At 71.3% G+C, this 20122-nt stretch carries 16 protein-coding genes; 9 read left to right on the top strand and 7 right to left on the bottom strand.

Features of this window, described 5'->3' with window-relative positions; translation table 11 throughout:
- Positions 1-7: 7 nt before the first annotated feature.
- Positions 8-1096 (bottom strand): efflux RND transporter periplasmic adaptor subunit, encoded by a 1089-nt coding sequence (locus WME73_RS45415; RefSeq protein WP_437913621.1) that lies wholly within the window; start codon positions 1094-1096, stop codon positions 8-10.
- A gap of 320 nt (positions 1097-1416) precedes the next feature.
- Between WME73_RS45415 and WME73_RS45410 the strand changes: the two genes are divergently transcribed.
- The gene (locus WME73_RS45410) at positions 1417-2049 is read left to right on the top strand and encodes a TetR/AcrR family transcriptional regulator (RefSeq protein WP_437742515.1); all 633 of its coding nucleotides are present in this window, start codon (positions 1417-1419) and stop codon (positions 2047-2049) included.
- Between the two features lie 34 nt (positions 2050-2083).
- Here the strand turns inward: WME73_RS45410 and WME73_RS45405 are convergent, their stop codons facing one another.
- On the bottom strand, positions 2084-3478 hold the full coding sequence (locus WME73_RS45405) for an MATE family efflux transporter (protein ID WP_437913620.1): 1395 nt from the start codon (positions 3476-3478) through the stop codon (positions 2084-2086).
- Positions 3479-3794: 316 nt separating this feature from the next.
- Between WME73_RS45405 and zigA the strand changes: the two genes are divergently transcribed.
- Positions 3795-5039, top strand: a complete 1245-nt coding sequence (zigA, locus tag WME73_RS45400) for a zinc metallochaperone GTPase ZigA (RefSeq protein ID WP_437913619.1) — start codon at positions 3795-3797, stop codon at positions 5037-5039.
- A 97-nt stretch (positions 5040-5136) separates the two neighbouring features.
- Here zigA and rpmG read toward each other — a convergent pair whose 3' ends face one another.
- Positions 5137-5307 carry a 50S ribosomal protein L33 gene (rpmG, locus tag WME73_RS45395; protein ID WP_437742503.1) on the bottom strand — a complete coding sequence of 57 codons (171 nt, stop codon included), beginning with the start codon at positions 5305-5307 and terminating at the stop codon, positions 5137-5139.
- 223 nt (positions 5308-5530) lie between these two features.
- On the bottom strand, positions 5531-5935 hold the full coding sequence (locus WME73_RS45390) for a hypothetical protein (RefSeq protein ID WP_437913618.1): 405 nt from the start codon (positions 5933-5935) through the stop codon (positions 5531-5533).
- On the opposite strand from WME73_RS45390, the gene WME73_RS45385 reads away from it, so the two are divergent.
- The 7 genes from WME73_RS45385 to WME73_RS45355 all read left to right on the top strand — a co-directional run bounded on the left by WME73_RS45385 (position 5934) and on the right by WME73_RS45355 (position 15602).
- Positions 5934-6800: a fumarylacetoacetate hydrolase family protein gene (locus WME73_RS45385; RefSeq protein ID WP_437913617.1), complete on the top strand. Its 867-nt coding sequence runs from the start codon at positions 5934-5936 to the stop codon at positions 6798-6800. The genes WME73_RS45390 and WME73_RS45385 overlap by 2 nt on opposite strands.
- 11 nt (positions 6801-6811) lie before the next feature.
- Positions 6812-8317 carry an aldehyde dehydrogenase (NADP(+)) gene (locus tag WME73_RS45380; protein WP_437913616.1) on the top strand — a complete coding sequence of 502 codons (1506 nt, stop codon included), beginning with the start codon at positions 6812-6814 and terminating at the stop codon, positions 8315-8317.
- Positions 8314-10263, top strand: coding sequence for a YjhG/YagF family D-xylonate dehydratase (locus tag WME73_RS45375; protein WP_437913615.1), 1950 nt, complete (start codon positions 8314-8316; stop codon positions 10261-10263). The genes WME73_RS45380 and WME73_RS45375 overlap by 4 nt, the downstream gene beginning before the upstream one ends.
- A 426-nt stretch (positions 10264-10689) precedes the next feature.
- Complete coding sequence (locus WME73_RS45370) at positions 10690-11937, top strand: sugar ABC transporter substrate-binding protein (protein WP_437742494.1); 1248 nt, start codon at positions 10690-10692, stop codon at positions 11935-11937.
- A gap of 70 nt (positions 11938-12007) precedes the next feature.
- Complete coding sequence (locus tag WME73_RS45365) at positions 12008-13576, top strand: sugar ABC transporter ATP-binding protein (RefSeq protein ID WP_437913614.1); 1569 nt, start codon at positions 12008-12010, stop codon at positions 13574-13576.
- Positions 13573-14628 (top strand): ABC transporter permease, encoded by a 1056-nt coding sequence (locus WME73_RS45360; protein WP_437913613.1) that lies wholly within the window; start codon positions 13573-13575, stop codon positions 14626-14628. Before WME73_RS45365 ends, WME73_RS45360 begins: the two co-directional genes overlap by 4 nt.
- A gap of 5 nt (positions 14629-14633) precedes the next feature.
- Positions 14634-15602, top strand: a complete 969-nt coding sequence (locus WME73_RS45355; RefSeq protein ID WP_437913612.1) for an ABC transporter permease — start codon at positions 14634-14636, stop codon at positions 15600-15602.
- Here the strand turns inward: WME73_RS45355 and WME73_RS45350 are convergent, their stop codons facing one another.
- The 3 genes from WME73_RS45350 to WME73_RS45340 all read right to left on the bottom strand — a co-directional run bounded on the left by WME73_RS45350 (position 15603) and on the right by WME73_RS45340 (position 20037).
- Entirely contained in the window at positions 15603-16523 is a 921-nt protein-coding gene (locus WME73_RS45350; protein WP_437742490.1) for an SMP-30/gluconolactonase/LRE family protein, read from the bottom strand.
- A gap of 12 nt (positions 16524-16535) precedes the next feature.
- Entirely contained in the window at positions 16536-17435 is a 900-nt protein-coding gene (locus tag WME73_RS45345) for a M20/M25/M40 family metallo-hydrolase (RefSeq protein WP_437913611.1), read from the bottom strand.
- A gap of 97 nt (positions 17436-17532) precedes the next feature.
- Positions 17533-20037: a GH25 family lysozyme gene (locus WME73_RS45340; protein ID WP_437913610.1), complete on the bottom strand. Its 2505-nt coding sequence runs from the start codon at positions 20035-20037 to the stop codon at positions 17533-17535.
- Positions 20038-20122 lie beyond the last annotated feature (85 nt).

Here is a 20122-nt window from a genome sequence, read left to right as displayed (position 1 = left end):
GACGACCTCACTCCACGGCTTGGCCGTTCTGGAGCGCCTCGGACGGGTTGATGACGATCGCTTCCCCTGCGCGGACGCCGCGGAGGACGGCCACGGCGTCGCCCTTCTCCACGCCGGTCTGCACGACGCGCTCCTCGAGCCTGTGGTCGACGACGGCGAACAGGTGCGCGCGCCCGTCCCGCGGGACGATGGCGGATCTCGGCACCACCGGGCCAGGCGCTTCGGCCGTGGCGAGCGCGACGGACGCGAACATGCCCGGCCGCAGCGCGCCGTCGGGGTCCTGCACCTCGGCCTCGGCGACGAGATCGCGCGTGGTCTCGCGGACCGCGGCGCCTACCCAGCGCACCGTGCCCGCGAACGACCGCCCCGGGTACGCCGGCACGGTGAACGTCAGCGCGCCGCCGGCCTTGACGGCCGCGAGGCTCGCCTCGGGCACGGTGAACCGGAGGCGCGGCGCGCCCTTCGAGACGAGCGCGACGACCCGGGAGTCCTGGCGGACGTACTCGCCGACGTCGACGAAGCGCTCGGCGACCACCCCGTCGAACGGCGCGCGGATCTGGCCGTCGCCGACGCTCTGCGCGGCGGCGCGGGCGCGGGCGGAGGCGGCCGCGACCGAGAGCGGGGCGCTCCGGCACTGGTCGGCGATTCGGTCGTGCTCGACGCCGGAGATCGCGCCGCTCTCGAGCAGCGCCCTGTAGCGCTCGCACTCGCGCTTCGCCGTCTCTTCCTGGGCGCGCGTCAGCGCGGCGTTCGCCTGCGCCTCCGCGGCGGAGAGCGCGGCGGCGCGGACGTCGAGGCGCGCGAGCAGGTCGCCCTTCTTCACCTCGGCGCCGCGCTCGACGAACGTCTCCACCACGCGGCCGACCGCGTTGGCGGCGAGATCGGTCTCCCGATCCCCGCGCAGCGTGCCGGTGAGCGCGATGCTGCGCGGCATGGGCTGCTCGCGCACCTCCGCTGTCTCGACGCGGGCCTTGGGCCCGTTCGTCTCGGCGGCGGTGGAGGCGCTGGCCCTGGTCCCGCAGCCCGCCGCTGCGGCGGCGAGCGCGAGGAGCAGGAGGAGGCTTCGGGCGCGGCCTTTCGTCGTGGTGTGGCTCAAGGGTCCCTCGGGGCAGCGTCGGTCGCGGAGCGGCCTGATGCGGGCGGAGCGCGGCCTCGGCGGAACACGGCGCCGCGCGCGCCGGCGCACGCGCCGGTGCGCTGCGCCGTCCGCTCGTTCCCCCGTCGCCCAGCCTCCGGCCTTGCCGCCCGGGCGCGCCGGCGCCCAGGCGATCGCAACCGACAGTTGCGATGGGTATAACACGGCCGAAGCCGACCGCAACCACCGGTTGCGATGATCGCAACGAAAAGGTGCGATAGCCGGCCACGCCGTGAAATTGGGCTGGCGTGTGCCGCGCGGCGGAACTTCAATGGCGGCCGATGCAGGCGACGACGGCGAAGCGCACGGCGAAGCGGGGCTCCGCGAAGGCGCGCGCGCTCGTGCGCGGCGAGCCTGTCGTGCGGGGCATCCTCGCCGCCACGCTGGAGGAGCTCGCCAGCGCGGGGTATCGCGCGCTCCGGATCGAGGACGTGGCGACGCGCGCGGGGGTCAACAAGACCACCGTCTACCGGCGCTGGCCGACGAAGGAGGACCTCGTGCGGGCCGCGCTCCTGTCGGTCACGGACGAGAAGATCATCCCGCCGAACACGGGCTCGCTCCGTGGAGATCTCGTCGCGCTCGGGCGCGCGATCATCGAGATCCAGACGTCGCCGGTGGGGCAGAGCCTCTTTCACGTGTTCCTGTCGGAGGGGCCCGACTCGGAGCTCATCACCATCGCCCGCTCGCTGCGCGCGGTCCAGGAGGCGGGGCTCCGGGCCATCATCGAGGCCGCGGTCGCGCGCGGCGAGCTCGCGCCGAGCGCGGATCCGCTGCTGCCATGCGAGCTGCTCGCGGCCTATCTCCGGCACCGGATGCTGGCGGACCGCACGGTCGTGGACGAGGCCCAGCTCGCTCACGTCATCGACGTGATCCTCCTCGGCGTGCTGCGCCCGGACAGGCGGAAGCGGGCCTGAGCCGCGGGGGCGCGGGGCGGCGCCCGGGCGCGGGTCAGACGGCGAGGGACTTCCAGCGGCCGCGCGCGAAGGCGACGGCGAGGAGCGCGCTGCGGCAGATCCAGTCGGCGGTGCTCCCCATCCAGACGCCGACGAGCCCGTGGCCGAGGGTCACCGCGAACAGCCATGTCCCGCCGAGCCGGACGAGCAGCGAGCAGACCAGCGTGACGGCGAGCACGGTCCGGGTGTCGCCGGCGCCGCGGAGCCCCATCCCCATGACCGTGGCGAACGCCATGAACGGCTGCGCCACGGCGGCCACGGGGAGCGCGCGCTCTCCGAGCGCGAGGAGCGCGGGATCGCTGGAGAACGCGAGCAGGAGCGGGCGCGGAACGAGCGCGAACAGGACGCCGAACGCGGAGAGGGCGACGATGGCCATGAGGGCCGCGACGAGCCCCACGCGCGCCGCGTCGCGGGGGCTGCGCGCGCCGAGGCGCTGCGCCATGAGCGCCCCGGCGGCGATGCCGAACCCTTCGGCGGAGAGGAAGCAGACCGACTCGACGGCGATGAGCGCCTGGTTCGCGGCCATCGCTGTGGCGCCGAGCAGCCCGATGATCGCCACGAACCCCATGTAGCCGGCGTGGTAGGCGGAGCGCTCGGCGAACGCCGGCAGCGCGACCCGGAGGACCCGCGTGAGCGCCGCGGCGCTCGCCTGCGGGGCGGCGCCCGGCGCTGACCGGAGGGGCAGCGGGCTCGATCGCGACAGGAGCGCCGCGGTGAGCAGCAGCGCCTCGGTCGCCATGGTGCACGCGACGCCGACGGCCGCGCCGCGCACGCCGAGCGCGGGCAGCCCGAGGTGGCCGAAGATCAGGACGGCGCTGATCGCCACGTTGACGAGGTTGCCGAGGGTGGCCACGGCGAGCGGCGTCCTCGTGTCGCCGACGCCCTGCAGCGCCGCCGCGGCGGTGGCCTCGACGAACGCGAACGGGAGCGCCGGCAGCACGATCCCGAGGTACGCGGCCGCCTGCTCGATGACCGCCCCGCCGGCGTGCGGGAAGAGCGCGCGGAGCAGCGGGCCGCAGGCGACGAGCAGCGGCAGCGCGATCGCCGCCCCGAGGGCGAGGGCGAAGAGGAGCGAGGCGCGCGCGGCGGCGGCGGCCGCGGCGCGATCGCCGCCGCCCACGCTGCGCGCGACGACCGCGAGCGTGCCGGCGGAGGTGGCGCTGAAGACGGAGACGATGGTCCACGTGAGCGTCCCGCAGATCTGCATCGAGGCGAGCGCGGTCGTGGAGTAGCGACCGACCATGCCGCGCCCGACGAGGAAGACCAGCGTCAGGAGCAGCATGTGCGTGATCGCGGGCCAGGCGAGCCGCCAGACCTGCCCCGCCAGCACGGCCCACTCCCGCGCCGCGGGGGCGGCGCGCTGGGCCGTCGGGGAGCCTGTCGCGGCCACGCGGCTACCGTAGCGCCGAGCCGGCGCCCGTCGAGGCGAGCGACCAGGCGGCGCGGCGGCCCGCGCTGGGCGCGGCGATCGGGTCGGTCTCGGCGCGCGGGTCGGCCCGCGCGTGAGGTGTCCGGCGTGCACTCGGCCACAAAAGATATTTTATTGTAAATGCAATCAAGTTGCTTTAAAGCGAGCGCACGCCAGACCGGGGCCCGGCCGATCGCGCCGTGGCCGCGGGTTCGCCTTGTTCACCCCACGCCGCGCGCGCGGCACGCGCACCCGCCCGCGCTGGAGCGCGCCGGCGCTGGCGAGAGAGGATCTCGACGTGACGCAAAAGCTTCCTGTGACCGTGCTGTCCGGCTTCCTGGGCGCCGGCAAGACCACGCTGCTGAACCATGTCCTCGCGAACCGCGATTCGCTGCGCGTCGCGGTGATCGTCAACGACATGAGCGAGGTCAACGTCGACGCCGCGCTCGTGCGGGGCGGGGGCGCGGCGCTGCGCCGCGTGGAGGAGCGGCTCGTCGAGATGTCGAACGGCTGCATCTGCTGCACGCTCCGGGAGGATCTCCTGGTCGAGGTGGCCCGCCTGGCGGCCGAGGGGCGCTTCGACTACCTGCTGATCGAGTCGACCGGCATCTCGGAGCCGCTCCCGGTCGCCGAGACGTTCACCTTCGACGATCCGGCGACGGGCAAGAGCCTCTCGGAGGTCGCCCGGCTCGACACGCTGGTCACCGTCGTCGACGCGCAGCGGTTCCTCGCCGACTGGACGAGCGCCGACGACCTGCGCGCGCGCGAGGCCGCGCTGGACGGCGACGACGAGCGCACGGTCGCGGATCTGCTCGTCGAGCAGATCGAGTTCGCGAACGTGCTCGTGCTCAACAAGACGGATCTCGTGAGCGCTGACGAGGTCGAGCGGCTCACGGCGATGCTGCTGCACCTGAACCCCGGCGCCCGGATCGTCAGGGCCTGCCGAGGCCGGGTCGATCCTCGGGAGATCCTCGGCACCGGGCGCTTCGATTTCGAGGAAGCGGCGCGCTCGCCCGGCTGGATGCGGGAGCTGCGCGGAGAGCACGTCCCCGAGACCGAGGAGTACGGGATCGAGAGCTTCGTCTACTCCGCGGAGCGCCCGATGCACCCGGAGCGGCTCTGGGCCTTCCTCCACGGGGCGGCCGCCTGGGATGGAGTGCTCCGCTCCAAGGGGTTCTTCTGGCTGGCGACGCGCATGGACATCACAGGCGCCTGGTCGCAGGCGGGTGGCGCCGCCTCGTTCGAGGCGGCCGGGCTCTGGTACGCCGCCTTGCCGGAGGAGGAGCGGCCGGAGGACGACCGGCCGTGCGCCGCGTGGCATCCGGTCTGGGGCGACCGGCGGCAGGAGATCGTGTTTATCGGCGTCGACATGGTCCGAGAGGAGCTCACGCGCGGGCTCGACGCCTGCTTGCTCACGCCGGACGAGATGGCCGCGGGGCCTGCCGCCTGGAGCCGGTTCGAAGATCCCTTCCCGGCGTGGGAGAACGCGGGTGAGCCGGATGAACAGGAGCGCGAGGCCGGGCCGGCGCAGCTCCTGTCCTGAGACGCTCCCTGCAGGCCGGCTGACGCGGCCTCGGCGGGGCGCGCTGCTGCGCGGCGCGGCCACGCTGGCTGCATGGCCGCGAGCTGTGGAGTCGCGACTACTTGCCTCCTCCCTTCGAGATCTTCCCTTCCGTGAAGACCACATGTTTGCGGGCGATCGGATCGTACTTCTTCATCTGCATCTTCTCCGTCATCGTCCGTTTGTTCTTCGTCGTGTAGTAGCAGTGACCCGTCCCCGCAGACGAGACGAGCTTGATGACATCGCGCATGAGGTGCCCTCCTTATCGCCGTTCGGCGTCAGGTCGCGCTCCGCGGCAGCGGCGGCGGATCGCCTGACCTGCTGGATGCAACACCATTACTTCGGCCCCGCCACTGATGCAAATAGATTGCATCAACAACGAAGGCTCATGGCATCTTGTCCCATGAGTCTTCGTCGCGGCAGCGCTTCGCGTGCACCGGGCTCTCCCGAGCGAGGCGACCCTGCGAACAGCGTCACTCTCCCTCACGTCGAGTCGGCATTCCCTCCAGAGATCGCCGCTGCGCGGCGTTCAGCCGGATCCCGGGCCGTCGGAGCCGGAGCTGGGCCTCCGCCTCGCTCGCGTTCGCGGCGAGCCCCCGGTTCAACAGCAGGGCTGCCGCGATCGCCGCCGAGCGACCATGGCCGGACGGCGCGAACGGCAGGCAGGCCCACCACGCCAGCGCGCCGTCGACCCGCTTTCCTGGCAGGGCGGGCTGCCGCGCCAGGTAGGCAGCGCCGACGAGGGCGAAGCTCAGCGCCGGCCAGAGAAGTGTTGACGCGATTCCAGGATTGCATCGAGAGTGCGTGGGTGGACGCGCAGAGCGGCGCGGCCCTGGCATCGCGATCGACAGGGCGACCCTGTAGGAAGGTGCGGACATGAAGCTGTTTCGGTTTGCGAGCGGTGGCGGTCCTCGGCTCGGGCTCGAGGACGAGCGGGGAGCGCGCCACGACCTCACGGCGGCATCCCCGGAGGCGTTCGCGTCCGTCGCCTCGTGGCTCACCTTGCCGGATCCCCTCGGCGCGGTGCGCGACGCGCGCGCGCGCGCCGCGGCCCACCCCCTCCCGCCCGACGTCCCGCTGCTCGCCCCGATCGACGGGCAGGAAGTCTGGGCGGCGGGCGTCACCTACGAGCGCTCGCGCGCCGCGCGCAAAGAGGAGAGCGCCGGCGGCGGCGACTTCTACGACCGCGTGTACGAGGCCGAGCGCCCCGAGCTGTTCTTCAAGGCGACGCCCCGCCTTGTCGTCGGCCCGGGCGCGCCGGTGCGCATCCGCCGCGACTCGAGCTGGAACGTGCCCGAGCCGGAGCTCTCGCTCGTCGTCTCCGCGGCGGGCCGCATCGTCGGCTACACGGCCGGCAACGACGTCTCGTCGCGGTCCATCGAGGGCGACAACCCCCTCTACCTGCCGCAGGCGAAGGTCTACGACGGCTGCTGCGCGCTCGGCCCCGCCATCGCGCTCGCGGACGAGCCCGGGCTGGACCTGCGCGCGCTCTCCATCGAGCTCGCGATCCGGCGCCGGGGCGAGGCGGTGTTCGCGGGGAAGACCTCGACCGCGAGCATGCGGCGCTCGCCCGAGGAGCTCGTCGCCTACCTCACGCGCGAGCTGAGCTTCCCGGCGGGCGTCGTCCTCATGACCGGGACCGGCATCGTGCCGCCGGACTCGTTCACCCTGGAGCCCGGCGATCTCGTGGAGATCACGATCCACGGCGTCGGCACGCTGGCGAACCCCGTATCTCCACGTTGACAAGGCGCCCCATGGAATTCCTCGCCCACAACGCCGCCACCGGCGAAACGCTCGGCGCCTACCGTGACGCCACCGCCGACGAGATCGACGCCGCCGCCCGCGCCGCCGTGGCTGCGGCGCCGGCCCTCGCCGGCCTCGCGCCGGAGATGCGCGCCCGGCTCCTGGAGACCGCCGCCGACGAGATCATGGCGCTCGGCGACCCCCTGATCCAGACCGCGCACCGGGAAACCGGGCTGCCCATCGCCCGCCTCGAAGGCGAACGCGCCCGCACCACCGGCCAGCTGCGCCTCTTCGCCGCCGTCGCGCGCGAGGGCTCCTGGGTCGATGCCCGGATCGATCCCGCGCTGCCGGACCGCAAGCCGCTCCCGCGCCCCGACGTGCGCCGCATGCTGCGGCCGCTCGGTCCGGTCGCCGTCTTCGGCGCGAGCAATTTCCCCCTCGCGTTCTCCGTGGCCGGCGGCGACACCGCCTCCGCCCTCGCCGCGGGCAACCCGGTCGTGGTCAAGGCCCACCCGGCGCACCCCGGTACCTCCGAGCTCGCGGCCTCGGCCCTGCGCTCCGCCGTGCAGAAGGCGGGTCTGCCCGCGGGCGTGTTCTGCATGGTGCACGGCGCCTCGCCCGAGGTCTCGCTCGCGCTGGTGCGCCACGAGGCCATCCAGGCGGTGGGCTTCACCGGGTCCACCCGCGCGGGGCGCGCCCTCTGGGACGCCGCCGCGGCCCGCCCGCGGCCCATCCCCGTCTTTGCCGAGATGAGCAGCATCAACCCGCTTGTCGTGCTGCCCGGCGCGCTGCGCGAGCGCCGCGACGCGATCGCCGAAGGGCTGATCAACTCGTGCACGCTCGGCGTCGGCCAGTTCTGCACCAAGCCCGGCCTTGTCCTGGGGCTGGCCTCCCCCGAATGGGATGCGTTCGCGCGGTCGGTCGCCGACCGGGCCCGCGCCATCACGCCTGGTGTGATGCTGCACGCCGGTATCCAGGCGTCGTTCGACCGCTCCGTGCGGGAGCTGAGAGGCGTGGAGTGGCTCACCGACGCCGGCGCGCGCGTCGCTCGCGTCTCCGCCGCCGACTTCGCGCGGGAGCCGCACCTCGCGCACGAGATCTTCGGGCCGTACACGCTGCTCGTCACCGCTTCGAGCCGCGGCGAGCTGCTCCAGCTCCTCGGCGCGCTCGACGGCCAGCTCACCGCCACGGTTCACGGGACCGCCGGCGACCTCGCCGCCGCCCAGGACCTCGTCGATGTCCTCGGCCGGGTCGCGGGCCGCCTCGTCTTCGATGGCTACCCGACCGGCGTGGAGGTGTCGCACGCCATGCACCACGGCGGGCCGTATCCAGCGAGCAGCGACGCGCGCTTCACGTCGGTTGGGACCGCGGCCATCCTCCGCTTCGCGCGCCCCGTTTGCTACCAGTCGTGCCCGCCCGCGCTGCTCCCGCTGGAGCTGCGCGACGAGAATCCGCTCGGAATATCGCGTCTCGTCGACGGCCGGGCCACCCGCGACCCCATCGCACCCCGCGCATGAGCCACGACCCGGTATTCGAGTCCGGCAGCGAGGCGATCTACACCCTGCGCACGACCGCGCCCGGACCGTCGGGGCGCCTCCCGCTCGGCGCCGAGCAGCTGCGCGCCATGTCCAGCGGCGAGCTGTTCGGCTGGACTCAGAATGCCGGGATGGGGTGGGATCCTGCGCGCCTGAACGGGAAGCAGTTCCTCGTGCTCAGCACGCAGGGGGGGATCCGCGCGCCCGACGGCACGCCGATCGCGCTCGGGTACCACACCGGGCACTGGGAGGTGGGGCTGCTCATGGAGGAGGCAGCCCGCACGTTCACGGCCGGCGGGGCCATCCCGTTCGCCGGCTATGTCAGCGATCCGTGCGACGGGCGGACCAACGGCACCGTCGGCATGCTCGACAGCCTCGCTTACCGCAACGACGCCGCCATCGTCTTTCGGCGACTGATACGCTCGCTGCCCACCCGCCGAGGCGTGCTCGGCGTCGCCACCTGCGACAAGGGGCTGCCGGCCATGTTGATGGCGCTCGCCGGCACCCTCGACCTCCCCACGGTGCTCGTGCCGGGAGGCGTCACGCTCCTCGCGGAGGAGGCCGAGGACACCGCCAAGGTCCAGACGCTCGCGGCGCGTTATGCGCGCGGGGAGGTGAGCCTCGACTACGCCGCCGAGATGGGCTGCCGCGCCTGCGGTTCCCCCGGCGGCGGCTGCCAGTTCATGGGCACGGCCGCGACGAGCCAGGTGGTGGCGGAGGCGCTCGGCCTCGCCCTCCCGCACGGCGCGCTCAGCCCGTCGGGCGCCGAGATCTGGCGCGACCTCGCCCGCCGCTCCGCGCACGCACTCATGGCCCTCGAGCGACGTGGAGCGACCACGCGGGACATCGTCACCGACGACTCGGTCCACAACGCCATGGTGCTGCATGCCGCCGTCGGCGGGTCGACCAACCTGGTGCTCCATGTGCCGGCGATCGCCCACGCGGCCGGGCTTCGGCGCCCCACGGTGGACGACTGGGCGCGCGTCAACGCCCTCGTTCCGCGGCTCGTGGACGTGCTGCCCAACGGGCCGAAACACCACGCCACGGTTCAGGTCTTCCTCGCGGGAGGCGTCCCGGAGGTCATGCTCCATCTGCGCGAGCTCGGCCTGCTGCGGCTCGGCGCGCGCACCGTCAGCGGCCGGACCCTGGGCGAGAACCTCGAGTGGTGGGAGCGCAGCGAGCGGCGCCGGCGCCTGCGCGACAAGCTACGGCAGCTGGACGGCATCGATCCGGACGACGTGATCATGTCCGCCGGGAAGGCACGCGAGCGCGGCCTCACCAGCACGGTGACCTTCCTGCGCGGCGACCTCGCGCCCGAGGGAGCGCTCGTGAAGAGCACCGCGATCGCTCCCCAGGTGATCGGACCGGACGGCGTTTATCTGCACGAAGGGCCTGCGCGCGTGTTCGGCAGCGAGGACGCGGCGATCGAGGCGATCAAGACGGGCGCCGTGCAACCGGGTGACGTGATGGTGCTGATCGGCATCGGCCCCGGTATCGGGATGCCGGAGACGTACCAGATCACCTCGGCCCTCAAGCACGTGAAGGAGGGGCATCGTATCGCCCTGGTCACGGACGGTCGTTTCTCCGGCGTGTCCACCGGGGCGTGCATCGGCCACGTCAGCCCGGAGGCGTGGGCGGGTGGACTCATCGGCCGCGTGCGCGACGGCGACCGCATCAGGCTGCGGATCGACACGCGCAAGCTGGAGGGGACGGTGGACGTCGTGGGTGTGGACGCAGGCGATCTTGCCGCCCGCTCGCCCAATCCAGCCCTTCAACCCGACGGCCGAGTGAACGCGGATACGCGGTTGTGGGCTGCGCTTCAGGATGCCAGCGGCGGCAGCTGGGGTGGTTGCGTCTATGACGCGGAACGCATCATAGGGCTCCTCGGTCGCGCCATCGCCGCTGAGCGGAGCTCCTCTGGCACATAGGCTTTTGATGTAGCGTTATTTTTCCAGGAGAAAGGCGGATCGCGTGAGATTTCATCATTCAGCCAACGCGTGCAGCGTGGCTGTACGATGTGAACGATCACAACGAGAAGCTTGACTTCCGGATCGCGTTTGGATTTCCTAAGCCCCGAAACCAGAAGATCTGTCGTGGTAGGCCCCACGAGCGTCGCCGATCACGTCATTGAATTGTGAGGGCGCCCGCGAAATCCGCGTGGTGCCCCGGGAATGACGCGCGACACCGTCGCTCGCCAGATGCGAATCGTTGTACCCCAGTGTTTTTGCCGTGAGCAACGCGGCGGCACGCAGACATTGCCCTCGTGGTTCGTGAGGGCGAGAACGTGACGACGTGGGATGGGCCGCAGAGGTCTCCATCCGACCACGTCTCTTTGCTCGAAAGGTAGCGGCACGATGTCGATTGGCCAGTTGAAGTCACGTGGATCGGCGCGGCGCGCAGCGGCGGTGTTGAGCTGTGCGCTCGGGCTCTGGGGTCTCTCTGCTTGCAAGGACAAGCCCGACAGCGCTCCGGCCGCAGGAGGCTCCGCCAGCGCCGCGGCCGCGCAGGCGCCGAGCGTCGCGGCCGCGCAGGCGCCGAGCGGGCAAGGGCCCAAGGTCGTGCCAGGGCCCGGCTATAACCCCGAGTGCTTCGCGCCGTGGAAGCAGGACACCAAGTATCTGCAGTGGACGGCGCGAAAGCCGCCGTTCCGCCTCGCGCTCGTCAACGGCTACGTCGGGAACGCCTGGCGCATCCAGATGGTCAAGACGGCCAAGGCCTTCGCCAAGGATCCGGCCATCGCGCCGCTGATCAAGGAGTTCAAGGTGGTGTCGACCGGCACCGACGTCGCGGCCCAGCTCGGTGCGATCGAGGACTTCATCAACCAGGGCTTCGACGGCATCGTCACGCTCGCCGTCAGCCCCGACGGCTTCGATCGCGTGATCCGGCTCGCCGACAAGAAGGACGTCGTCCTGGTTCCGTTCGACAACGTGCTCGACACGGACAAGGTGATGCAGGTCAACGAGGACCAGCTGGCGATGGGGCGCCAGTGGGGCGAGTTCCTCGACAAGCAGCTCGGCGGGAAGGGCAAGGTGCTCGAGGTCCGCGGCCTGCAGGGCAACTCCGTCGATCGCGACCGCCACCTCGGCTTCCGCCAGGTCATGGAAGCGCCGGGGAAGAGCTACACCATCGTGGAGGTGGTGGGCAGCTGGGACGACGGCAAGGCGCAGAAGGCGGTGGCCGACGCGCTGGCCGTGCACCGCCAGTTCGACGCGCTCTTCGCGCAGGGCGGCTCGACGGGCGCCGTCCGCGCGCTGCTCGACGCCGGACACAAGCCGATCCCGGTCGCCACGGAGGCCGAGAACGGCGTGCGCAAGCTGATCGCGAAGCACCACGAACAGGGCATGAAGGGCCTGTCGCTCGGCCAGTCGCCGGGGCTCGCGGCCATCGCGATGAAGGCGGCGCTCGAGGGCCTGCAAGGCAAGGTGCTGCCGCAGATGATCTCCGTGCCGATCCCCGCCGCCGATCACACAACGCTGAAGGACGGCGAGAGCTTCTTCTCCCAGCTCTCCGACAACTTCTTCACGCCCAACGAGTTCCCGCCCTGCGGGGTCAACATCTCGGGCGTGAAGATCATGAACGAGTCGGAATCCGACGTGAAGTAGACGTGAAACGTGAAGTAGACGTGAAACGTGAAGCAGACGTGAAGTAGCGCCCCGCGGGCGCCCCAGCATCATGACCGAACCGGTGAGCCCTCCGCTTCTCGAGCTCCGGGCCGTCTCCAAGCACTATGGCGGAGTCACCGCCCTCAGCGGCGTCGACTTCGCCTGCGCGCCGGGGAAGGTGCACGCCATCCTCGGCGAGAACGGCGCGGGCAAGAGCACCCTGATCAAGATCATCGGCGGCGTGGTCAAGCCGAGCGCCGGGGAGCTCTTGCTCCACGGCAAGCCGGTCCGGTTCGACCACCCGATCGAGGCGAACGCCGCCGGCATCGTCTGCGTCTTTCAGGAGCTGTCCCTGATGCCGACGCTGACCGTGGCCGAGAACATCGGCATCACCATGCCGACGAGCCGCCTGGGGCTCTTCGATCGCAAGGCGCAGGTCCGCAGGGCCGAGGAGCTCCTGGCGCGCGTCGGCTGCGAGGGCGTGAACCCGAACGCCTGGGTGAGCGACCTGCCGCTCTCGCGCCGCCAGATGGTCGAGATCGCGAAGGCGCTCGGCAAGGACCCGCGGCTGCTGATCCTGGACGAGGCCACCTCCGCGCTGACCAACACCGACGTCAAGAAGGTCTACGAGCTCCTGGCCGAGCTCAAGGCTCAGGGCGTCGGCATGCTCTACATCTCGCACCGCATGCACGAGATCAAGGAGCTCGCGGACGTGATGTCGGTCTTCCGCAACGGTCGGCACATCGAGACCTTCGCCAAGGGCCAGCGCAGCGACGACCAGATCGTGGAGCTCATGATCGGCCGCGACATGGGTCACGTCTTCCCGCCGAAGCCGGCGGCCCGCAGCTTCCCGGCGACGCTGCTCGAGGTGAGCGGCCTGAGCTGGGAGCGGCAGCTCGAGGACGTGTCGTTCAAGCTCGGCAAGGGCGAGATCCTCGGCATCGGCGGGCTCGACGGCCAGGGCCAGCGCGAGCTGTTGCTCAGCTTGTTCGGTGTGCTCAGGGATGTGCGCGGCGAGATCAAGATCGACGGCAAGCCGGTCAAGCTGACGAGCCCGCGCCAGGCCAAGGGCCGCGCGCACGGCATCGCCCTCGTGCCCGAAGACAGGAAGACCGAAGGCCTGATGTTGCCGATGTCCATCGCCACGAACCTGTCGCTGGCGTCGCTCGACAAGTTCACGAGCGGCCTTTTGCTCGACCGCCGGCGCGAGGCGGCGCGCATCGACGAGATGGTGCGCCGCATCCAGATCAAGATCGGCTCGGTCGACCACCCGGTCTCGTCGCTGTCCGGGGGCAACCAGCAGAAGGTCGTGCTGGCCAAGTGGCTGATGACGGAGCCGCGGCTGCTGATGCTCAACGATCCCACCCGCGGCATCGACGTCGGCACGAAGCAGGAGATCTACCAGCTGCTCCGCGAGCTGGCGGACGCCGGCACGTCCATCCTCTTCTACAGCACGGACTACGACGAGCTGATCGGCTGCTGTGACCGCGTGCTCGTCCTTTACCGGAACCGCGTGCAGGGCGAGCTCGTGGGGCCCGACATCACCGAAAAGAACATCCTGGACCTGGCCCTCGGTCTGCGCGGCGGGCCTGAGCGCGCGAGGCGCGAGGACGAACGCGCGCCATCGGAGGCACGATGAACGACTGGAAGCTCCGCCTGCGCCAGAACCAGGGCCTGCTCGTGGCCGTCGGTCTGTGCATCGTGTTCTACGGGCTCTACTCGCTGTCCCATCCCAAGGGCTTCAGCGCGCCGCTGCTGGGGCAGAACGCCAACGAGTCGTTCGTGCTGGTGGCGGCGGCCATGGCCCAGACGATCCCCGTGCTGACCGGCGGCCTGGATCTGTCCGTGGGCGCGGTGATCACGCTCGTCAACTGCGTGGCCTCGCACGTCCTCGCCGGCAGCGCGCTCACGATGTTCCTGGGCATCCTGCTGTGCCTGGCCGTGGGCATGGCGGCGGGCCTGCTCAACGGCTGCCTCGTGGTCTATGGCCGTCTGCAACCGATCATCGCCACCCTGGCCTCGGGCACGATCTTCCTCGGCGTCGCGCTGTTCCTGAGGCCGACGCCCGGCGGCCAGGTCGACGGCGATCTGGCGTTCGCGGCCACCTTCGATCTCAACGAGCTGCTGCAGGTCGCGGGCGCCGCCCCCCTCGAGGGCGCGCTCGGCTTCGTCGGCAAGATCCCGTCGCCCGCGATCTGGATGGCGCTGCTCGCGCTGCTCTGGACCTACTACCGCCGCACCCGCTACGGCCTCGGCGCTTACGCCGTCGGCGCGTCGCAGGAGGCGGCGTACATGTCGGGCGTCCGCATCAAGCGCGTCAAGCTGGCCGCGTACACGCTGTCGGGGTTCTTCGCCAGCGTCGGCGGCCTCTACCTCGCGCTGCAGACGACGTCGGGCAACGCCGACATCCCACAAGCCGGCTCCTACACGCTGAACTCCATCGCCAGCGTCGTGATCGGGGGCACCTCGCTGTACGGAGGGATCGGCGGCGCCATCGGATCGCTCTTCGGCGCGCTGGTGCTCCGCTCCGTCGCCTTCAACTTCCGCGTCTTCGACGAGGGCTCGGCGCTGGGCCTCCTCGCCAACCCGCTCTACCAGCCGCTGTTCGAGGGCCTCATCCTGCTCGCGGCCGTCTGCCTCGGCGCGCTCTGGGTCATCCGCGTCAAGAACCGGCTGCACGTCTTCAGGTGAGCTCGATGCAACAGCCCCTCTCCCTCAAGAGCCGACTCGGCGAGATCGACAAGCCGACCTGGTACGCGCTGCTGTCGATCGGCGTCGTGCTCGTGACCGGCTCGATCGGCACGCTGGTCACCCAGGGCACGCTGAGCTTCCTGAGCCCGTACTACATCCTGCAACAGCTGCAGATCGCGGCCTTCCTGGGCGTGGCCGCCACGGGCATGATGATCGTGATCCTGCTCGGTCACATCGATCTCTCGCTGCCGTGGGTGCTCACCTCGAGCGCCATGCTGGCCGCAGGGATCGGCGGCTGGGCCGCGTTGCCCTACGGCCTGGCCGTCGGCGCCGCCGCGGGTCTGGTGAACGGTCTCGGCGTCGCCTACCTGCGCGTGCCCTCGATGATCTTCACGCTGGGCACGAACACCGTGCTTCAGGGGCTGATGGTGCTTTACACTGGCGGCTTCGCTCCGCGCAGCGAGGCACCGGAGTGGATGGAGGTCCTGGCCGTGGGCAAGACGCTCTCCATCCCGAACTCGCTGTTCGTGTGGATCCTGGTCGGCGGCGTCGCCACCTTCGTGCTGAAGAGGACCGCGCTCGGTCGCTACATCTATGCCGTGGGCAACCAGGAGCAGGCCGTCTACCTGTCGGGCGTCAGAACGCACCTGGTGCTGATCGGCGCCTTCGTGATGTGCGGCGTGTGCTCCGCCATGACCGGTATGCTGCTGGCCGGTTTCTCGCACAAGGCCTACCAGGCCATGGGCAACGACTACCTCATGCCGGCCATCGCCGCGGTGGTGATCGGCGGAACCAACATCATGGGCGGGCGAGGGACGTACCTCGGCACCGTCCTCGGCACCATCCTGATCGTGCTGCTCCAGAGCATGCTCAGCGTGCTGCAGATGCCCGAGGCCGGCCGCCAGATCATCTACGGCGCCGTGATCATCGCCATGCTGCTGGTCTACGGCCGACAACATCAGGAGGGACGCTGACTAGCGCCCGGCGCCGCGGGTGTTCAGGTAGACGGCGTACAGCGAGGTCGTGCCGCAGATGAACAGGCGGTTGCGCTTGGCGCCGCCGAAGCAGACGTTGGACACCGTCTCGGGGATCAGCACCTTCCCGAGGAGCGCGCCGTCGCTCGCGTGACAGTGCACGCCGTCGCCGGCCGACAGCCACAGGTTGCCGTGCACGTCGACGCGGAAGCCGTCGTACACGCCCACCGGGCAGATCGCGAACACCTCGCCGCCGGTCAGCGTGCCCTTCGCGTCGACGCGGAACTTGCGCACGTGGTGCGGGCCGCCCTTCACGTGCGTCGCGCCGGTGTCGGCGATGTACAGCAGCGACTCGTCCGGCGAGAAGGCGAGGCCGTTGGGCTGCACGAAGTCGGCCGCGACGACCGTCAGCGCACCCGAGGCCGGGTCGAGGCGGTAGACGCGCTGCGCGCCCTGCTCGCTCGGCGACGCGTCGCCTTCGTAGTCGCTGTCGATGCCGTAGCTCGGGTCGCTGAACCAGACGCTGCCGTCGGACTTCACGACCACGTCGTTCGGCGAGTTCAGCCGCTTTCCCTCGAAGTGCGACGCGAGCACCGTGCGCGAGCCGTCGTGCTCGGTGCGCGAGACGCAGCGGCCGCGGTGCTCGCAGGACACGAGGCGGCCCTGCAGATCGACCGTGTGGCCGTTGGTGTTCATCGCGGGCTGGCGGAACACCGAGACCGAGCCGTCGGTCTCGTCCCAGCGCATCATGCGGTCGTTCGGGATGTCCGACCAGACGAGGTAGCGCCCCGCCGGGAACCACGCCGGCCCCTCCGCCCAGCGGCAGCCCGTGTACAGCTTCTCGACGTGCACGTGCGGCAGCGCCAGCTTGCGGAAGCGCGCGTCGATCACCTTGAAGCTCGGGGTCAGCTCGATGACCATCGGGTTCTCCTTCTAGCCGGTCCGGACCTGCCGCGTCACCGTCGCGAGGACGAGCTGCGTCACGCGGCGCATGAAGCCATAGTCGAGCGTCTCGGGGGTGTCCGTCGGGCGGTGGTAGTTCGGGTTGCGGAACTCCGCCGTGTCGGTCCAGAGCATGGCGGGGATCTTCGCCTTCCAGAACGGCGAGTGATCGCTCCGGTGGAGCACGGGGAGCCACTCTTCGAGGCCGAGGTAGACCTTGAGGCCCACGACCGGCAGCTCGGGCACCAGCGCCTCTGCCTGCTTCGCGGCGAGCTCCACGAGGTGGTTCGAGCGGTGGTTCGTGAGCAGCCCGATGAAGTCGCCGACGTCCGGCGCGCCGGGGACCGGGACCGGCATCCGCTGGGATCCCGGCTCGTGGCTCGCGTAGCCGACCATCTCCAGCACGTGCACGGCGGCGATCGGCGCTCCGCCCTGCGATCGATGGCGCGCCACGAACTCGACGCTGCCGAGCAGCCCGTCCTCCTCGCCGTTCCAGGCCACGAAGCCCACCGGCGGGGCCGGCTCGAAGCGCGAGAGCGCCCTTGCGCAGGCGAGCATCGCGGCGATCCCGCTCGCGTTGTCGTCGGCGCCGGGCGTGTCGGGCACGCTGTCGTAGTGCGCCCCGACGAGGATCATCGGGCGATCGCCCCGGTCCCGAGGCGTCGCGACCACGTTCCCGAGCTCGCCCTCGATCTCGACGGCGTAGCCCCGCTCTTCGAGCGCAGCGGCGACGTACTCCGCCGCGCGGCGGTTCTCCGCGCGCTGGCGGAACATGTGCCGCGGCCTCGCGAGCGCGACGATCGCGTCGAGCAGCTCCGCCTCGCTGACCGACGCGAGCGCATCGATCAGGCTGCCGTGATCGCCCATGGCCTTCGTGCGTCTCAGCTCCATCGCGGGGTCTCCTCCTGCTACCGGCGGAGTGTAGCTGAGCCCCACCCCTCCCCTCACCTCTCCCCGCTGCTCGGCCGCGGCAAAACGACCGCATCGGTCACCCGAGCGGGTGCACTTCGTACCTCGGAACGCTGATGATCCCCTCGTCGCTCACGAGGCCGCACAGCGCCGGGTCGAGCAGGACGTCGGCCACGCAGCGCTGCTCCGATCCGAGGGCCATCAGGCCGCCGATCAGCCGCACCCCGTGGCTGTAGTCGGCGTAGGTGTCCTCGTGCGGCAGCCGCCGCCGGAGCGACGTGTCCAGCGGCTGCCACGGCTTGCCGTCCGCCTTGTAGAAGCCGAAGATCGCCAGCCGGCGCGCGTAGTGGTGCAGCCGGTTGGTCACCACGACGTCCTTCTTGTGTCCCGCGAGCAGCTCGCCGAGCTCGCCGACCCGGTGCTGCTCGATGGCCAGGTGGTGGTCACGAAAGCGCTCCACCTTGGTGCCGTCCTGGGGATCGAACGGGATGGCCGTCTGCTTCCGCGAGGCGGCATAGATGTCCTTCACGAGCTTCTTCGTCGGCAGCACGCAGCCGCACGCATCCGCGACGCGCTGGGCGGTGACGCCGGTGAGCGGCATGCGCAGGAAATCGGTGTCCGGGCCGATCGCCAGGTAGTCGGCGCACACGTACGCGACGCCCCGCTTTCCGTCGGGCGCCTCGACCGTGACGCGATGGAAGCGGCGCAGGAAGCTGGGCACGTTCCCCCGCAGCACCTCCTGGAGAAAGAGCTCCTCCCGCGCCGCGAGCGACAGGCCCCGGACCTGCTCGTAGAACCTCGTGCCGGTGAGCGCGCCCGGATCGCGCGGCGGCAGCCAGTCGAGGCCCGTCCCGTCGAACACGGGTGCCAGATGCGCGGACCCGGGCTGCGCCTGGCCCGACGCGAAGAACGCCACGGCGCCCCCGGCGTCGTTCGCCCGAGCCGCCTCGACCGGCTCGGGGGTGGCGGTCACCGTGAACCGGAAGCCGCTCTCCGCGAACGTGTAGCTGCGGACGCCGGCCGCGTCGTAGCCCGGAGTCGCCAACGCCGTCGACCCGCTCACCGCTCCCTGGCGCTCTGCCTGCGGCCCCGCCGCGCGCACCGCGCCTCCCGCGGCCGCCCCCTGGCCGACGATGCCCAGGAGCGCGCGGCCCAGCGCGCGCGGCAGCTCGAGCGCGCAGGGCGGGCGCGGCAGCGCGCGCTGCATGGCGTCGCGCGTCTCGGGCCCGACCGCGCCGGTCACGGGCAACCCCATCTCCTGCTGGAAGATCCGCGTGGCCGCCTCGGTCTCCGCGCCGAACTCGCCGTCCGCGCCGAACCGAGGCAGGAGCCCGGCGCGCCACATCGACAGGTGCTGTTGCCAGGCCTTCACCTCGGGCCCCGTGGCGCCTCGCGCGAGCCCGCCGCCGGGCGGCGCGGCGCCGTAGTCGAGGCCCGGGATCCGGCCCGCGTGCGTCCAGCCGCGGTCCAGCGCCGGGAACACGCCGACGCCATGCGCGGTGTCGCGCGCCTCGATGGTGCGGCCGTCGCCCAGGCTCATGGCCACGTGGGCGTGCTCGGGGCGCCCGCCCGTGAACGGGTCCGCCGAGAAGCGGAACAGGAGGGCGCCGCGGGTCGCGATCGCCGTGTCCACCGGCATGAGCAGCCGCGCCGCCTTCACGTGGCGCGCCTGCATCCAGGAGCCGTCAGGCATCGTGGGCTCGACGGCGAGCTGGGCGCAGCCCCACTCGATGAGCTCGGAGCAATCGAACGCGGAGGGGTTGGGATCGGTCAGGCGCACCTCGTGCCCGAAGATGTATCTGTCATCCGCCTGCGAGAGCAGCTTCTGGCAGAGCGCGTCGGCCGTGGGCAGCGGCTCGGACGTCACGGACCCGGCCTCGAGCCGGGCGAGGCGCCGCAGATCGCTCACCGTTCCATTGAACAGGTTGGCGTCCACCGTGTTGGTCCGGACACCCGGCATCACGGCCTTGGCGGTGATCTGCCAGAACGACCACGCGGACCAGGGGTCCCAGGCCCTGAGCGGCTTCCTGCGCGCCCAGTCCGCCCATTCCTTCGGGTTGGCCGGGGGCCTCGCCCGCACCGAGTCGAGGCCATAGGTATAGTTCGCGATCCAGAGCGGGCAGTCGACGAACTCGGAGCTGCCGCCGAGGTGATCGTGCCAGAAGTTGTGGCGGGTATAGAGGATGACGGAGCGGCCCGGGTAGCGCGACTTCACCTCCTGGACGAAGCAGCGGGTCCACACCTGGAGAGCCAGGGTGTCCTGCGACGTCCAGACATGGCCGTTGTCGCCCGCGTGCTGCGTCTCCTCGAGGTCGAGCACCATGTCGAGCTCCCCGGGCTCGAGGTCGCCGACCGCGCTGCAGAGCCGCTGCGCCTGCTCGGCGGCGTCGAGGCGCGGTAACGCGTAATGGTAATACCCCCGGAGGAGCCCGCAGCGCGCGGCCTCGGCGCGGTTGGTCGCGAACCTCCTGTCGACCCCCTCGATCCCGTACGTCGCCCGGATGAAGACGAAATCGAGCCGTGAGGCGAACGCGTCCCACTGGATATTTCCCTGGTGGACGGAAACATCAGCACCGCTCAACATAGGCTCCCACCTCCCCCGCGCGCGCGGAGCGCGGCCTCGTGCCCGAGAGCCGTGCCCTGCGTGCGCGCCCTTACGCTCATGTCGC

It is taken from the genome of Sorangium sp. So ce302 (assembly GCF_051530145.1).
Classification (GTDB): domain Bacteria; phylum Myxococcota_A; class Polyangia; order Polyangiales; family Polyangiaceae; genus Sorangium; species Sorangium cellulosum_B.
This window is presented reverse-complemented; position numbering and strand designations above follow the sequence as displayed.

Excerpts from the sequence above, each read along its gene's own strand:
- WME73_RS45375 (WP_437913615.1), top strand. The coding sequence starts at position 8,314 with ATGAGCCACGACCCGGTATTCGAGTCCGGCAGCGAGGCGATCTACACC.
- WME73_RS45345 (WP_437913611.1), bottom strand. The coding sequence starts at position 17,435 with ATGGAGCTGAGACGCACGAAGGCCATGGGCGATCACGGCAGCCTGATC.
- WME73_RS45390 (WP_437913618.1), bottom strand. The coding sequence starts at position 5,935 with ATGTCCGCACCTTCCTACAGGGTCGCCCTGTCGATCGCGATGCCAGGG.
- WME73_RS45360 (WP_437913613.1), top strand. The coding sequence starts at position 13,573 with ATGAACGACTGGAAGCTCCGCCTGCGCCAGAACCAGGGCCTGCTCGTG.
- WME73_RS45340 (WP_437913610.1), bottom strand. The coding sequence starts at position 20,037 with ATGTTGAGCGGTGCTGATGTTTCCGTCCACCAGGGAAATATCCAGTGG.
- WME73_RS45370 (WP_437742494.1), top strand. The coding sequence starts at position 10,690 with ATGTCGATTGGCCAGTTGAAGTCACGTGGATCGGCGCGGCGCGCAGCG.
- rpmG (WP_437742503.1), bottom strand. The coding sequence starts at position 5,307 with ATGCGCGATGTCATCAAGCTCGTCTCGTCTGCGGGGACGGGTCACTGC.
- WME73_RS45350 (WP_437742490.1), bottom strand. The coding sequence starts at position 16,523 with ATGGTCATCGAGCTGACCCCGAGCTTCAAGGTGATCGACGCGCGCTTC.
- WME73_RS45380 (WP_437913616.1), top strand. The coding sequence starts at position 6,812 with ATGGAATTCCTCGCCCACAACGCCGCCACCGGCGAAACGCTCGGCGCC.
- WME73_RS45410 (WP_437742515.1), top strand. The coding sequence starts at position 1,417 with ATGCAGGCGACGACGGCGAAGCGCACGGCGAAGCGGGGCTCCGCGAAG.
- WME73_RS45355 (WP_437913612.1), top strand. The coding sequence starts at position 14,634 with ATGCAACAGCCCCTCTCCCTCAAGAGCCGACTCGGCGAGATCGACAAG.
- WME73_RS45365 (WP_437913614.1), top strand. The coding sequence starts at position 12,008 with ATGACCGAACCGGTGAGCCCTCCGCTTCTCGAGCTCCGGGCCGTCTCC.
- WME73_RS45385 (WP_437913617.1), top strand. The coding sequence starts at position 5,934 with ATGAAGCTGTTTCGGTTTGCGAGCGGTGGCGGTCCTCGGCTCGGGCTC.